At 65.1% G+C, this 14,818-nt stretch carries 14 protein-coding genes; 7 read left to right on the top strand and 7 right to left on the bottom strand.

Going from position 1 to position 14,818, the window contains the following annotated elements; genetic code table 11:
* Positions 1–79 precede the first annotated feature (79 nt).
* From lipB to ppnP, 3 genes are read left to right on the top strand one after another with little or no spacing between them, the layout of a single operon-like run.
* Positions 80–829, top strand: a complete 750-nt coding sequence (lipB, locus tag LDL21_RS26385) for a lipoyl(octanoyl) transferase LipB (protein ID WP_225282194.1) — start codon at positions 80–82, stop codon at positions 827–829.
* Positions 826–1,848 (top strand): lipoyl synthase, encoded by a 1,023-nt coding sequence (lipA, locus tag LDL21_RS26380; RefSeq protein WP_225282193.1) that lies wholly within the window; start codon positions 826–828, stop codon positions 1,846–1,848. The genes lipB and lipA overlap by 4 nt, the downstream gene beginning before the upstream one ends.
* 37 nt (positions 1,849–1,885) lie before the next feature.
* Positions 1,886–2,197, top strand: coding sequence for a pyrimidine/purine nucleoside phosphorylase (gene ppnP / locus LDL21_RS26375; RefSeq protein ID WP_067496065.1), 312 nt, complete (start codon positions 1,886–1,888; stop codon positions 2,195–2,197).
* An 82-nt stretch (positions 2,198–2,279) separates the two neighbouring features.
* Here ppnP and LDL21_RS26370 read toward each other — a convergent pair whose 3' ends face one another.
* The 3 genes from LDL21_RS26370 to LDL21_RS26360 all read right to left on the bottom strand — a co-directional run bounded on the left by LDL21_RS26370 (position 2,280) and on the right by LDL21_RS26360 (position 4,246).
* Positions 2,280–3,008 (bottom strand): SDR family oxidoreductase, encoded by a 729-nt coding sequence (locus LDL21_RS26370; protein WP_225282192.1) that lies wholly within the window; start codon positions 3,006–3,008, stop codon positions 2,280–2,282.
* A gap of 63 nt (positions 3,009–3,071) precedes the next feature.
* Positions 3,072–3,605: a hypothetical protein gene (locus LDL21_RS26365; RefSeq protein WP_225282191.1), complete on the bottom strand. Its 534-nt coding sequence runs from the start codon at positions 3,603–3,605 to the stop codon at positions 3,072–3,074.
* Positions 3,606–3,709: 104 nt separating this feature from the next.
* Positions 3,710–4,246 (bottom strand): VldE C-terminal domain-containing protein, encoded by a 537-nt coding sequence (locus LDL21_RS26360; RefSeq protein WP_181699378.1) that lies wholly within the window; start codon positions 4,244–4,246, stop codon positions 3,710–3,712.
* Between the two features lie 519 nt (positions 4,247–4,765).
* On the opposite strand from LDL21_RS26360, the gene LDL21_RS26355 reads away from it, so the two are divergent.
* From LDL21_RS26355 to LDL21_RS26340, 4 genes are all read left to right on the top strand, one after another.
* Positions 4,766–4,981: a hypothetical protein gene (locus LDL21_RS26355; protein ID WP_225282190.1), complete on the top strand. Its 216-nt coding sequence runs from the start codon at positions 4,766–4,768 to the stop codon at positions 4,979–4,981.
* Complete coding sequence (locus LDL21_RS26350; RefSeq protein ID WP_225282189.1) at positions 4,978–6,486, top strand: hypothetical protein; 1,509 nt, start codon at positions 4,978–4,980, stop codon at positions 6,484–6,486. The genes LDL21_RS26355 and LDL21_RS26350 overlap by 4 nt, the downstream gene beginning before the upstream one ends.
* Before the next feature lie 157 nt (positions 6,487–6,643).
* Positions 6,644–8,362 (top strand): PQQ-binding-like beta-propeller repeat protein, encoded by a 1,719-nt coding sequence (locus LDL21_RS26345; protein ID WP_225282188.1) that lies wholly within the window; start codon positions 6,644–6,646, stop codon positions 8,360–8,362.
* 159 nt (positions 8,363–8,521) lie between these two features.
* Positions 8,522–8,902 carry a beta-sandwich lipoprotein gene (locus LDL21_RS26340; protein ID WP_225282187.1) on the top strand — a complete coding sequence of 127 codons (381 nt, stop codon included), beginning with the start codon at positions 8,522–8,524 and terminating at the stop codon, positions 8,900–8,902.
* A 105-nt stretch (positions 8,903–9,007) separates the two neighbouring features.
* Here LDL21_RS26340 and LDL21_RS30115 read toward each other — a convergent pair whose 3' ends face one another.
* From LDL21_RS30115 to LDL21_RS26320, 4 genes are all read right to left on the bottom strand, one after another.
* Entirely contained in the window at positions 9,008–10,090 is a 1,083-nt protein-coding gene (locus LDL21_RS30115) for a Fic family protein (RefSeq protein ID WP_225282186.1), read from the bottom strand.
* 191 nt (positions 10,091–10,281) lie between these two features.
* The gene (locus LDL21_RS26330) at positions 10,282–11,202 is read right to left on the bottom strand and encodes an aminoglycoside phosphotransferase family protein (protein WP_225282185.1); all 921 of its coding nucleotides are present in this window, start codon (positions 11,200–11,202) and stop codon (positions 10,282–10,284) included.
* Complete coding sequence (locus LDL21_RS26325) at positions 11,199–12,242, bottom strand: aminotransferase class V-fold PLP-dependent enzyme (RefSeq protein ID WP_225282184.1); 1,044 nt, start codon at positions 12,240–12,242, stop codon at positions 11,199–11,201. The genes LDL21_RS26330 and LDL21_RS26325 overlap by 4 nt, the downstream gene beginning before the upstream one ends.
* Positions 12,243–12,325: 83 nt before the next feature.
* The gene (locus LDL21_RS26320; RefSeq protein WP_225282183.1) at positions 12,326–14,806 is read right to left on the bottom strand and encodes an ATP-binding protein; all 2,481 of its coding nucleotides are present in this window, start codon (positions 14,804–14,806) and stop codon (positions 12,326–12,328) included.
* Positions 14,807–14,818: the final 12 nt, after the last annotated feature.

Raw genomic sequence — 14,818 nt, 5'->3', positions numbered from 1 at the left:
GCGTCCTCTCGGCAACCGTGCGACACGGCGGCCCGACCGTCCGTTGGCGTCGTCGGTCCCCGGGCGTAACGTCAGGTTCGTGAACGACACGCGCCCCTCCGCGTCCGCCCGATTCGATACGACCCCGATCGTGGTCGAGGATCTCGGACTCATCGATTACCACGCCGCCTGGGAGCTGCAACGGCAGATCGCCGACGAACGCGCCGCAGGCGAGGGCTCCGACCGGTTGCTACTGCTGGAGCACCCGTCGGTCTACACCGCGGGCCGCCGCACCGAGGCCGACGATCTGCCCATCGACGGCAGCCCGGTGGTGCAGGTCGACCGGGGCGGCAAGATCACCTGGCACGGACCGGGGCAGCTCGTCGGCTACCCGATCATCCGGCTGGCCGAACCGGTCGATGTGGTGCAGTACGTGCGTCGTCTCGAAGAGGCACTGATCGACGTGATCTCGGGTCTCGGCATCACCTGCGGACGGGTCGAGGGCCGGTCGGGAGTGTGGTTGCCCGCCACCGACTACTTCGCCGAACGCAAGATCGCCGCGATCGGGGTCCGCGTGCAACGCGGCGTCGCCCTGCACGGCATCTCGCTCAACTGCAACTCCGCCCTCGACGGTTTCCAGGCCATCGTGCCCTGCGGCATCAAGGACGCGGGTGTCACCACCCTCACCCGAGAGCTGAGCCGCGAGGTCACCGTCGCCGAACTGAAGCCGCTCGTCGCCACTGCGATTGTTGCCGCGCTCGACGGAGAAATTCCCGTCCGCCCGCATGACATCGATCGCACCACCGCCCCCGCGCCCGAGCGGGCCCCGAGCGTAGAGTCGGTGCAGTGAGCTCCGTAGACGCCTCTGCCCCCGCCGGACGCAAGCTGCTGCGCATCGAGGCGCGCAACGCGGAAACGCCGATCGAACGCAAACCCAAGTGGATTCGCACCCGCGCCACCATGGGCCCCGAGTACAGCGAACTCAAGGGCCTGGTGAAACGCGAAGGCCTGCACACCGTCTGCGAGGAAGCGGGCTGCCCCAACATCTTCGAATGCTGGGAAGACCGTGAGGCCACCTTCCTCATCGGCGGCGAACAGTGCACCCGCCGCTGCGACTTCTGCCAGATCGACACCGGCAAGCCCGCCGCCCTCGACCGCGACGAACCCCGCCGCGTCGCCGAAAGCGTGCAGGCCATGGGCCTGCGCTACTCCACCATCACCGGTGTGGCCCGCGACGACCTCGACGACGGCGGCGCCTGGCTCTACGCCGAAACCGTGCGCGCCATCAAGGCCCTCAACCCCGGCACCGGTGTCGAGCTGCTCATCCCCGACTTCAACGCCGACCCCGACCAGCTCGCCGAGGTGTTCTCCACCCGTCCCGAGGTGCTCGCCCACAACCTGGAAACGGTGCCGCGCATCTTCAAGCGCATCCGCCCCGCTTTCCGCTACGAGCGTTCCCTCTCGGTGATCACCGCGGCCCGCGAGGCAGGCCTGGTCACCAAGTCCAACCTCATCCTCGGCATGGGCGAGACCCCTGACGAGGTCACCGAGGCCATGCGCGACCTGCACGAAGCAGGCTGCGACATCCTCACCATCACCCAGTACCTTCGCCCGTCCCCGCGCCACCACCCGGTGGACCGCTGGGTGAAGCCCGAGGAATTCGTCGAACACTCCAAGGTCGCCGAACAACTCGGCTTCGCAGGCGTCATGGCAGGCCCCCTCGTCCGCTCCTCCTACCGAGCCGGCCGCCTCTACGCCCAGGCCATGACCCACCACGGCCGCGAAATCCCCGAAGCCATGGCCCACCTCGCCCAGGAAGGCACCGCCTCCCAGGAAGCCAGCTCGGTCCTGGCCCGCTACGGCAGCTGACCTAGACTAAGGGTCCCCTCATCCCCCGGAAGGACCCATGTCGAAGTTCGAGAACGTCTCCGTCAGCAAGAAGGCCAATGTGTACTTCGACGGCAAGTGTGTCAGCTACAGCCTCGAGCTGCCCGACGGCACCTCGAAGTCGGTGGGTGTCATCCAGCCGTCCAGCCTGACCTTCACCACCAGCGCCCCGGAGATCATGGAACTGGTCGCGGGCGAGGCGAAGGTGACCCTGGCCGGCGACTCCACCCCGATCACCTACCGTGCGGGCGAGTCGTTCAAGGTCCCCGGCGACAGCTCGTTCGACATCGAGGTCGTCGACACCATGCACTACATCTGCCACTACGGCTGATCCCCCGGGGTGCCGTCGCCACCGACGGCACCCCTCGAGGCAACCGCGCAGAGCTCTCGCCGAGGCGCCCGGCGATCCGATGTCAGAAGCTCTTGTGCGGCACGCCGACGGTGAGTCCGCCGTCGACCACGAACTCCGCGCCCGTCGAATACGAGGACTCGTCGGAGGCCAGGTAGGCGACCAGCGCCGACACCTCGTCGGGCTGGGCCGCGCGAGCCAGCGGAATCTGCAGGAAGTCGGCCGGAATTCCCTCGGTCATCGGGGTGCTGATGAGACCCGGATGGACTGAGTTGACGCGGATCCCCTGCGGCGCGAGTTCCAGCGCCGCCGACTTGGTGAGTCCACGGACCGCGAACTTCGTCGCCGTATACCCGTGCAGCCCAGGGCTTCCCCGCATCCCCTCGACCGAGGAAATATTGACGATCGACCCGCCGCCGGTCATCGCGGGGACCGCCGCCTGCATGCCGAGGAACGTGCCGGTGAGGTTGATGTCGATGATGCGCTGCCATTCCTCGAGCGCGAAGTCGACGAGCAGGTTGCCGTTGACGATCCCGGCGTTGTTCACCAGCACATGCAGCCCGCCGAACTCTTCGACCGCCGTGCGCACCACCGCCTGCCACTGCTCCGGCTCGCGGACATCGAGGTGCTGATACCGCACACCGAGTTCGCTTGCGAGAGCGGCACCTTCGTCGTCGAGCACGTCGCCGATCACCACCGACGCGCCCTCGTCGACGAACCGGCGCGCGTGCGCGGCGCCCATGCCCCGCGCACCGCCGCTGATCACCGCGACCTTGCCTGTCAACCGTCCCATGCCACGAATCCTTCTGCCGAACCCCTGCCGTTTACACCGTACGAGCGCAGGGGCGATTCGGGGCTATTTCACGAGGAACTCGTCCTTGTACAGCCGGTTCGGCCGGGGAGCCGTCGCTTCGCTGAGCTCGACCTGGTAGTCGCTCTCACGCACCGTCTTCGGCCGATAGCTGCCACCGAAGGTCACCATCACCGACCCGCCGACCCCGTTCACGCCTCGCTCGGAGGTCGCTTCACGGCCCGCGTTGAACACCGTCGCCACATCGCGCCCGTCGTTGCCGACCGCGATGGTCCCGTCATGAAAGAACTGTACGAACGTGCCGTTGTCGGCCGCCACGGTCGCGGCGACCGTGTGTCCGAGCTCGGGTGTCAGGGCGAATTCGGCATCACAGGTCTGGCGCCGGTCCACCGGTCCCGGTACGTCGAGTGTGCGCCCGATTCCGAGCAGTACCGTCTCGCCCAGCGCATTGTGCCGTTCGCGGCCCATTTCGGACCAGAGATGAGTGGTCGACCAGACCTTCACACGCCCGTCGTCGAAAAGCGACACCCGGTCGTCGGTGCCGTTGCTGAACAAGAATTTCGCGCTGTTGGGGGCCATCTATCGATCATGGTCGATTCAGCACGCCCCTGTCGCCCGGTTCGGCCGATACGGCACGATTCCACGGCGATGGAAATCCGCGAAACCGCTGGTAGCAACAGATTTCAGCAGGAAATATTCGTGGCGCCCGAAGATTCGAACGAGATGTGCACGTGGTCGTAGTGATTCTGGGTGGGGCTGCCACGGTCTTCCATGAACGACCAGCCGCCGCCGTCGTTGTAGCGCTGCTTCCAGATCACGTAGGTGACGCCGAAGCGCTCCTTGTTGGCCAGCACGAATTCGGCGATCGCGTCGCCGACGCCGCCGCTGGTCATCACGTCGAGCGCGAGCCCGGCTCCGTGGTCACCGTCGTAGCGGCCGTGCGCCCCGCCGATATCGCTGATACCGAACATCTTCTGCAGCAGGTGGCTCACCTGCGCCACGTGCGGCTGCACGCCCTTCCACTCGGTGTCACACGGGGTGGTGGCATGGATCAGCGACAGCGTCGCCGATTCGTCATGGGCGGACACCGGTGCCGGCTCGGGTTCCACGAATGCGGCTGCGGCGGCGATCGGATCGGGGTCGACCGTCGAGGTGGTCTGCGGTTCGACCGCGGCAGCCTCCTGGACCGCAGGTCCCGGCCGGATCGTCATCCACAGCATGGCCGGGACTGTCGCAGCGACACTCCACACGGCAAGCTGAGCGCGCCCACGCGGCGGCGCCGGTTTGCGATGTTGACCACGCACGATGTCGATCACCAGCTACTCGTAGAGGACAAGGTCACCGCTACATTACGAAATGGTCGCGGAAATGTCACGCCGCACGCATGACGTGCGGTCGGAAAAGCATCCCGCATGCCGGACGATCGCGCAACCATCACGCTGCGATCTCGATCGGAGGACTTGTCGGCACATCACCGTTGCACCGGTTCCGTGCCGCGAGAGGCCGCTGCGACTCCCCGGCCCAGTCATGCCGACAGCCTTGTCCGTCCAGCTCGATCCGCATCCTCCGTGACCGCGCAATCGGTCTCCGAGGCAAGCAGTCGCACATCCTCCACTGAAGATCAGCCGAATTTCACACTGCGCGAATCATTTTCGAATCTTTCACAAATGCCGATCTGTTCCCACCCCCAGTATCGTCACCCGCACCGACATCCGTACCGCATCGAATGGAGACGGCCTGTGCCGGACGCCCTGCACCAGCTCACCACCACGCTCGGCACCCCACCCCCATCCGAGTTCGCCACCCTCACGCCCGACGAGTTCGCCACCCTGAACACCTATGTCCAGGCCGCCCTCGACCAGCGCAAAGCCGCCCTCGACGACGCTCTCGACTCCGGCATGCGTCTCATCCCCCGCCTGGCCCGCCCCGCCGTGAAGAAGGTGCTCGGACTATGACCGCGTCCCACCACACCGCCGCCGAGATCGCCCGCCTGTCCGCAGCGCTCGACCGCCCCGCCGCCGACCTCGAATTCCTCGCCGCGCTCCCCCCGTCTGCCCTGCGCGCCTTCCGCGAACAGATCAGTGACCAGGTCTCGGCCCGCGAGGCCCGTCGCATGCAAAAGACGGCCGCCGCAGCCAAATTGGTGCCGCCGACCCTCGCCGCCAAGATCACCGAAGCCGCGTTCGGCCCGGTCCTCGCCGCCGCCATCGCCGGTTCCGTCGACCCGGCCCGCGCCGTCGCCATCGCCAGTGCCCTGTCGCCCACATTCCTCGCCGACGTCGCCGTCACGCTCGACCCCCGCCGCGCCGCCGAGGTGATCGCCGAGATCCCCGACCGCATGGCCGCCGACGTCGCCCGCGAACTGCTCAGCCGCCGCGACTATCTCACCATGGGCCGCCTGGCCACCTCGGTCCCCGACGACGTCCTGCGCGTAGCCCTGCCCCACGCCGCCGACATCGATCTCCTGCACGTCGGCTACCACCTCGAAGACCCCAGCGCCGCCGACCGCCTCCTGTCGCTCATCACCGACCGCCTCCCCGGCCTCATCCACGCCACCAACGCCGAGGGCCACTGGCCCGAGGCCATCGCCCTGCTCGACACCCTCGGCCCCACCCAACGCTCGCACCTGGCCGACGAAGTCGCCGCTCAGGACGTCGAAATCCTCGACGGCCTCCTCGCCGCCGTCACCGCCCTGGATGCCTGGGACACCCTCCTCCCCGTCGCCGCGGGAATGAAAACCGCCGGCCTGCAACGACTGGCCGCCCGTCCGCTGATGCAGGACCCCACCGTCCTCACGAAGATCGCCGACCTGGCCCTCACCCACAACCTCTGGCTCGACCTCCTCCCCCTCGCCGAACACCTCGCCCCCACGCAACTCCAGCCCGTCGCCGCCCGGATTTCCACCGAACCCGACGATGTCCTCACCACCCTCATCGAACAGGCCCGCGACCACTGGGAAACCCTCTTCCCCGTAGCCCTCGCCCTCGAGCCCGAGGGACGCCAACGCTTCGCCTCGCTGCCTGTCGTGCACCAGCCCGACACCCTCACCACCGCCGTCGCGACCGCCGCCACCCACAACCTGTGGCCCGAAGCCCTTCCGCTGCTCGACATCCTCCCGGAATCCACCCACGACACTCTCGCCACGGCGATCAGCACCCTTCCCGACGACAGCTTCGTCGCCGCGATGGCCGCCGCCCCGGCCGCCGACTGCACCACAACCTTGGTGAAGATCGCCCTGCGCCAAGACGTCGCGTCCCGCTCACGGTCCCTCACCCTCCTCGACGAGTTCGGCGACATCGAAGCCCTCGTCGCCACGTTCACTCCGACGGACTCGTCGGTGTGGAAAGGCTTGTGCGAGATACGAACCGAGCTTCCGGTCCGGTTGCGGCAGCTGCTCGCGGTGCAGGCGGAAGAATGCGGGCAGAACGAGTTCGCCGACCTGCTGTCGGGCGGGCAATAGACGCGCCGAATATGCTGAACGAGGCCGAGCTGCCACCAGTGCGCCGGTCAGGAGGGGTTTCGTGGGGGACACGGAAACAGCAGTGAGCACGGGGCCGTCCCCGTCGTTGCCGACTCTTACGCGCGACCTAGGACGCTCGGCACGGTACAAAGCGCTGGTGGGAGCTGTCGGTGCCGGCCTCCTGACCGGCGGAACTGCTCTCGGCCTCTTCAGCCGATTCGGCACGGCGCCGGTCGCGGTGAGGGACACGTACGCGCAAGCCGGCCACGTCGCAGGAGCCGCCGCCGTGGCCGGTGGGCTGGTACTGGCCATCGCCGTCGCGGCATGGTTCGCCGGCCGCTCACGACAGGCCGACTTGTGGAGCACTCATCACCGATGGGAACTCGGCGCCACCGCAACCGTCGCACTGGTACTCGGCTTCCTTGGCGTGATGTCCTGGAACGAGCACCTACCGAGCAGCTACACCACCCTGCGAACCGAGATGCCGTATTTCGAGCAACTCACCACCTCGGTCGGCGCGCTCGCACTGGTCGCGATCGGCTCAATCCTGGTGCTGCCTCTCGCCTTTCACATGGGTGTAGCAAGAACACTTCGCCGGGGCACCTCGACGGCGGCCATGGCGACGGGGCTGGCGATCGCCGCTGCGGTGAGCGTGGTCGCCGTGCGTGCCGGCGACGACAGGCTCAACGTCGACCACAGCACCGCCGCCCCCACCCCGGTGCCGGCGGCAGCCGACAGATTCGGCACCGAAGCATTTCGACTGCAGCTTCCGCCACTGAACAACCGGCCCGAGGCGACCGGACGTGAAGTCATCGCGGCGGGCACCGGTTTCCTCGTCATCGGCGTCGACGGCCTCCGGGCCTTCGACGGCGCAACCGGCGAACCACGCTGGCACTACCTGCGCAGACCCCAATCCGGAACCCGCACATTGATATACGACCGCGGATCGGCCATCACGGCCGCCGACGGTGCCATCGTTACGACCCGCTGGACGGGTCGAAGCGGCACCCGACGCATCACTTTCGACGCCGTCACGGGCCAGATCCTGTGGACCTCGGACGACCACACGGATTTCACCTCGGACGACCACGACAGCCCAGCGCGCCTCCTCGAGGCCCCCGCCTCGGACACCTTGATCGTGGAAACCGACACCGCCGTCAAGGGATACGACGCCCGCACCGCAGCCCGCCGATGGGTGACACCCGTAGCCGAATCCGGTTGCCGCTCCAGCGATGTCGGTACCCGCGTCACCGCCGATGCCGTCTATCGAGTGCTCCGCTGCGGCGGCTCGATATGGCGCGTTATCGCGATCGACACCGCAACGGGAGGTGTGATCGGCCACCGCGACTACCCCGCCTCGCCCTCGAACAAGCCCACATTGACGCTGCTACAGAACATGACGCTCATCGACTTCTGGACTCCCGACAACCCCGCATACATGCTCGTCGAAAAACCGGACCAGCTCGCCACCTCCCCACTCCGGACCTCGGGTTCACCCTTCGCCGCAGCCGCCGACGGATCGGACCTTCTCGTCGGGCTCTTCGACCCGACGACCCGCCAGAGCCATGTCGACCTGGCCACCTACGACGGCACCTCGCGCACCCGAGTTCCCGAGATGTCGCCGAGTAGCCCGAACAGCGGTGCTGTCCATGTCCTCGCCGAGGAGATCATCGCGCTGGAATACGACACCTCACTACGGCTTTCGCGCTGGCCCCGCCGAAATCCGACTTCCCCCACCGCCGTCCCCATCGAGGCCACCTGCCGCCCCAAAGCGACTCAGCCGACACTCCTCCCTGTCCCCGCATCGATCTTGGTCGTTTGCCAGAACAACGAGGAAATCGGCGACGCCACCCTCGACATCATCGGCTACCGCTGAACCCTCACCCGCCGATCGGTAGCGCCTCACTCTCTGGCCGATGGGCGAGTCAACGCCTTTGTGCCCCAGCAAATATCGCCTGGTAATCCAACCGCACCCAGCTAAAATCGGTCATCCAGGAGTCATTCTCCGGGGGATACACCGAGGTAGGGGTAGGGAATGAAAACCACGCTCATCGTCGCCATCGCGGCACTGTCCGCCATCACACTCACCGGCTGCTCGTCCGATGCCGACGTGGTCTCGGAGAACCTGTCCAAGGAATCCGACCAGTTCAAGATCAACCGCCGCGTGGTCTTCTTCAACGGAATCACCGACAAGTACCTGCTCTCGGTAGAGGGCAAGTGCTCGATCAAGGACGAGAACAAACAACTCGAGGTCACCTGCAAAACCGGCGACGACCAGTACAAGAAACACTTCCTCGGCCTGTCCGACAACGTCAGCTATTTCGTGGAACAACTCGAGCCCGCCGAGGTAGACCGCTACCACTACAAGGTCATCTTCAAGCCCGAGGTAGTCCTCCCCGACGTCGACCGCCCCTGACCCGGCGACCATCACCAACGGCAGACTGCCGATCTCCCCGTCGAGATCGGCAGCAGCCGCGGCATCTGCTTCCCGCCTGGTTGTCGGAGCGAAGCGTCGAAGAAGTCACGGCGCTGTCAACAACTGCAGGAACTCGGCGTTGATAAACACCCTGTCACGCCCGATCTTCACGTCCCTCAGCATCCCAGCGCCAGCCAGCCCACTCAGCCAGCCGGTGGCTGTGGGACGCGATACATCGCACCTTTCCATCACTGTCGCGATCCGGCAGTACGGCTGTTCGAACAGGACAGCCTGAAACTCGGAATGTGATCCCCCCTTGCACACCGTCCGAGCCCGCTGCGCGAAATCTTCCTGCAGCAAACGGATCTTGTTGATCTTGGCAACAGTGGCTTCTGAAGTCTGCGCCACTCCCGCCAGGACATACAGCAACCATGACTCCCATGCAGATTCGGCGGTCACCGCTCGCAGCCGACGGTAGTACTGATGCTTCGTGTCGATGATGTAGCGCGACAAGTACAGCACCGGCAGACGTAGCAAACCGGCTTCCACGAGCATGAGAACGTTGAGAATGCGACCAGTCCGCCCGTTACCGTCCGCGAACGGGTGGATCGCCTCGAACTGATAGTGGGCGGCGGCCATCACGATCAACGGGTCGACACCATCCTCCGAATGGACGAAGCGTTCCCACTCCGCGAGCTTGCCCGCGATGACATCCGGGCCTTCCGGCGGGCTGTACACAACCTCGTTTGTCGTCGGGTTCCCGATCCGCGTGCCAGGTAGGTCCCGCAATCGCATCTGGCGACCTTTGATCGTGCTGCACACCTCGATCGCGGTCGACGTGGTAAGACCCCGCTCGACTGTGTGCTCATAGCCGATCCGCAACGCATGCCGATATCTCAGGGTCTCCCGCGTTGCCGCGTCCGCATGGGCGTCATCGTCCACATGCCGGAACAGCGCGTCCGTCGTAGTGACGATGTTCTCGATCGCCGAGCTGGCCTGAGCTTCCAGCAACGGAATCGTGTTGATCAGTACCGTAGGGTTGGGCATCGCGAGCGCAGCCTGATCCAACTGGGCAAGCGCCCTGTTCGCCCAGATCGCAGCCTTGAGCACGTCGCGCGTCTCGAGCTGCTCGCCGGACGGAACAGGCGGAAGATCGTTGTAGGGAATCTCGGGCTGCCACTTGTTCACTGTCTAAACATGCCACATCAGCACAGGGATATGTAAAGTTTTCTCTGATTTTTTTACACATCATAACAAGATGCGAAGTTTCTTTACATGCGCAGGACCTACCGGGCGAACGGTGGCACGTCTGGGTCTTCCGTCCGTGCCAGCGCCCTACTCACGTAGCTGCCCATCCTCCACTGCCCAGTATTCGCAGGTCAGACGGTGTCAATTGCCGGAGCTCCGAGAGCGATGAATCGCTCGATTCGTTCCCCTGAAGCAGGCAAGTAGGGTCGATACTCCGCGACCGCGAAGACATAGGTCCACGCTTGCAAGCGGCTCGGCGTCAGTAGTGGATGGTGAGCGAGATCATCGAGCCGCTCGGAGATAGTGCGCGGCCCGTCCTGAATTGCCACCCACAACGCGGCTTCAGCGTTGACATCTCCGACTGCCCCCAACGGGTCGATCGTGTACCAGAGGTCAGGGCCTTGCAAGATGTTCTTGGCCTGCAGATCGGCATGGAGCACATGCCGTCGTCCCGTAGTACTCAACAACTTTTCGAGCACGCGCTGCGCGGACGCAAGGTGCCGTTTGCCGTCGATACGTTCGATCGAGTCCGCGAACTTCGGATCATCGAATCGTTCTCTGGCCCAGCCCATTCGCATCTCCGCGATATCGGCGATGTCCTTCAGCACCGGCGGCTCCGGCAGGTCGGGAGCGTTGAGCCTGCTGAGCAGCGTGGCGAACTTGTCCGATTCGGCCGGATCAGCACCTGGCCAAGCGACGGTGCCAGGGACGATCCGGGTCATCAGGAAGACCCCGGTCTCGGTGTCGTGCTGCAGAACGGTGGGTGCGGCACCGCCGACGGCCCACCGCTCGATCATCCGCGTTTCGGTGTTGCCGGCCTCCAGATCGACGGGAATCTTGAGCACGGCGGCACGACCGGTCTCCACCTCCGTACAGAAGACACAGCACGACATCGCGCCGTTCTCGGCGATGGTGTGCAGCTCGAGTCCCCACCGCGCCGCGTAGTCACCGAGCTGGTCGGGCAACGCACCGAGCCAGGCACGTCCGTCCTCCTCTCCGCGCAGGAAGATGATCGCCGCTTCCAGCCGTTCGGGGATTGTCGGGACGTTCATCGAGACAGCACCTCCTTGATTCGGTGGGTGACACGGTCGACGTCGTTCTCGTCGTTGTAGATATGCGTTGCCAAACGCAACAGGCATTCTCCCTGCGCTCCTTGCCCGACCCATGCCCGGACCTCGTCGCCCATCAGCGAGTTCTTCACCTCGGCTGGGTCGGCTCCGTCCAGAACGAAAGCACGCAGCCGGGGCGGCTGAAATTCTGGTGATGCCGTACATCTGGCGCCGACCCCTGCCAGCGAATTCTCCGCTGAGTCCGCCAATGTCCGGCACTGTTCGAGCAGGCCCTCAGTTCGCCATTCACGCCACTGCTCGAAGGCGATGTCGACGCAGAGCCGTGGAACCGGATCGAATGTGCCAGGCCAGGAGAAGCGCTCGACGAGGTTCGTGGAATCCCATGTCAGCGACACCTCGGCCGGTCGGATGAGAGCGTCGAATTCTGGTGTGAGCCATAGGAAGCCAACCGGCCTGAGGGTCGGATACCACTTGTGCAGGGTGCCGAAGACCGCCGAGGCCTTCCAATTGTCTGGTTCCACCGGAATGTGTCCGGGGCAGTGTGCCGCATCCACGATGAGGCGGCCACCACGCTGCACCACCCAATCACCGAGTTCCGCGACCGGCAGATGTATCGCGGTCGAGGAAGTGATCGCGCTGACCTGCAGGTAGTCGACTCGCTCCGGGGTGCGTGCATCGAGTGCCGACAATAGGTCAGCAGCGGATTCGAATGGCACCGGCACCGGCACCGGCACGAAAGCTGCCCCGGCTTTCGAACAGGCGATCTCCCAGGCACGGCGTATCGACGAGTACTCGACATCGAGGACGACTACCGTACTGTTCGCAGACAGCGGAACCGAATCGATGATCGCAGCAGCGCCCGACGTTGCATTGGTGCACAGCGTCATTCGTTCTTCGGCCAATCCCTCGGTCCGAGCCACCTTCGTGGTCTGCGCCAGGAGCCGATCGGTCAACTCGGACCCCAAGTGCACAGTCGGGTCGGATTCGATCCGACGCCGAAGCCGTTCTCCCTGTTCGATCACGCGCAAGGAGCTGAGCCCGTACGAAGCGTGATTGAACTGCGTAAGCCTGGCAGCCAGTGGGAACTCAGCTGCCGCAGCGGGTTTCATTGCAGCCCCGCGCGCAGTTGAGCCAAGCTCGGAACATCGAACCGGAAGATGGCGTCGGCGGCTCGTGCATGGTCGTCGGACACCCCCAACTCGCTGATCGCATAGTGCACGGGATCCCAGATCGCCGGCCGCTCCCGGAGTTCATCCACCAAACGGCGCAGCAGTTCTCGCGATTCCACCATCAGGAAGTCTTCATCGGCCGCTCTGCACAACTCGTCGAGAAAGACAGCTGCCGCACCCGAACCGTGCAGCCACTCGATCTCGGACAGCTGACATGCCAATGTCGTCGATACACGCCCCGCCGCGGACACCTGGCTGAGATCGGTGAACACCGCGAAAGCGTTCGCAGCATTGGGGAACTCTCCCATCAGCCCCAGCACACGGCTGAGGTCGCGGACGTGTGGCGGGTTCTCGCTGGCAACCCCGGACGTCTGCGACATCTCGCGCAATTGAGCGAGTAGCTGAGCGGACCGCTCGAGTTCCATGCACGCCATCGTCTTCTTGCTGAGCCAGTGCACCGCCTCGTATTCGGCGTAGGGGTGATCGGCGGCAACCGCGACATCGATCGCCTTCTGCAACCATTGTTCGGCTTCCATCGGCTGATACGCGGTCAGGTGCGCCAGCCCTCGATGGCCGAACGCCCGAGACTGCACCTCGGGGTCCGCGGACATCACCGCCACCTGGTCGCAGAGCTCGATGCATCGCGCACTGTCCTGAACCGGACCGCACAGCGCGACCTCGGCATAGAGATTCAACGTCTCCGCGAGGAACTCGCTGGGTTCCGGGTACGCGGCAGCCAACTGGTCGAGTACTTCGACGGCCTGTGTCCAGCGGCAGGTCATTCGGAGATTGCGCGCCCACAGCAGTCGCACGTGTGCCAAGGTCGACGCATCTACTGTCGTTGATTCGGCGAGGTCGAGAGCCGCTACACAAGCATCGACTCCTGCCACGTGATCGCCACCGGCGGACAGGCATTCGGCGAGCAAGGCGTGGGCATCGAAGCTCGGCGTGTGCTCGACCGCGATTCGGGCGAGGTCACGCGCCTTGGAGACTGCTCCGAGCGCGAACTGACGTCGAGCCGCCTGCAACGCCAACGATCCGGCCTTCGCACGGTTGCGCGCTTCGACGGCGACGGCTGTCGCACGCACCCACATCTCGTCGTCCCAGTCTTGCTCGGCCTCGAGAATCTGCAGCAGTTTGGCGTGGTGGCGCCGCCACCGAGGTCCGTTCGCCACGCCACGCTCACGCAGCACCTGCGCGAACAGCGGATGATGAATCCGGTACCGGTCGTAGTCGTTTCGCACATCCGCGGGACGGACCAGATCGTGCTCGTCGAACAACACGTGCAACCGCTCGAACACATCGTCCACATCGAGCCGGGCCAGTTCGGCGAGGTAGTCGACTTCGAAGTTGTAGCCGATCAACGCTGCCGTTTCGAGCAGCCGCTGATCCTCGGCAGTGAGGTAGGAAAGGCGGTCCTCGATAACCGCTGTGATCTGTCGCGGCGGTTGATGCCCGCTACGGTGATCCACACGCGCCAACGACTCCGCGAACAATGGATTACCCGCACTCATCCGGACGATCCTCGACACCGCGTGTGGCGCGATCCGCGGACCTGCCACCGTTCGCCGGACCAGTTCCTCGGTGTCCTCGGGCGACAAACGCGGCAAGTCGATGACCTGGGTATCAGGCAGATATCGGCACAAGCGAAAGACTGTGCGTTGCAAGGGATGTGTTTCGTCGGCCGATTTCAATTGATCGGAGCGATACGCCAAGACGAGGACGAGTGGGCCCTTGACTCTCAGCGCGATCGTCGTCAGAAGGTCGATGGTGGCCGTATCCGCCCAATGGAGGTCGTCGAGGACCATCAGCAGCGGAGCATCCGTGACGATGTCCTCGATGAGCAGCAGCAGTTGGTCAAGACGGCTGTCCATCTCCGTGCGCTCCCCGCCGCCGCTCGCCGCATAGGACTGCCCCGTTCGCACGCCCGCGGCAAGCACCTGTCCGACCACCGGCACCGATTCGATCCAATCGGGCGCATTCTCCTTGAACGACTGGGTGATTCGTTGCCAGCGGGTGGGCGATCCGGATCGTTGCGCCGAGGACGCCATCGATCTCAGGCACTCACGCACCGCCTGGAACGAGTCCGAGGCCAGTGAATTCAGCATTGCCTGGCCGTAACCGGTGAGCAGGTGTGCGTCCTGGTGCCGGGCTGCCGCTTCGTGTGCGAAGCGAGTCAACAAACTCGTCTTCCCCACCCCGGCCTCACCGCGCAGGACGATGACGCTCAGCTGGCGTTCCTCGACCGAGCGATCGACAGTGTTCAGTAACATCGCGAGCTCATCGATTCTGTCCACCAACGGTGCCGGTGCAGCTGTCCCCGCCAAAGCGTTCCCCTCGCTTCTGTGCCTTTGCGCAGCGCACAAGGCTGATACGTGAATCATAAGCCGCTGCATGGCCTCGATCGGCGCTGTCAAGCAATCGATCCC

It is taken from the genome of Nocardia rosealba (assembly GCF_020216065.1).
In the GTDB taxonomy this organism is placed as follows: Bacteria; Actinomycetota; Actinomycetes; order Mycobacteriales; family Mycobacteriaceae; genus Nocardia; species Nocardia rosealba.
The sequence above is the reverse complement of the archived record's forward strand: the minus strand, read 5'-3'. Positions and strand labels throughout refer to the sequence as shown.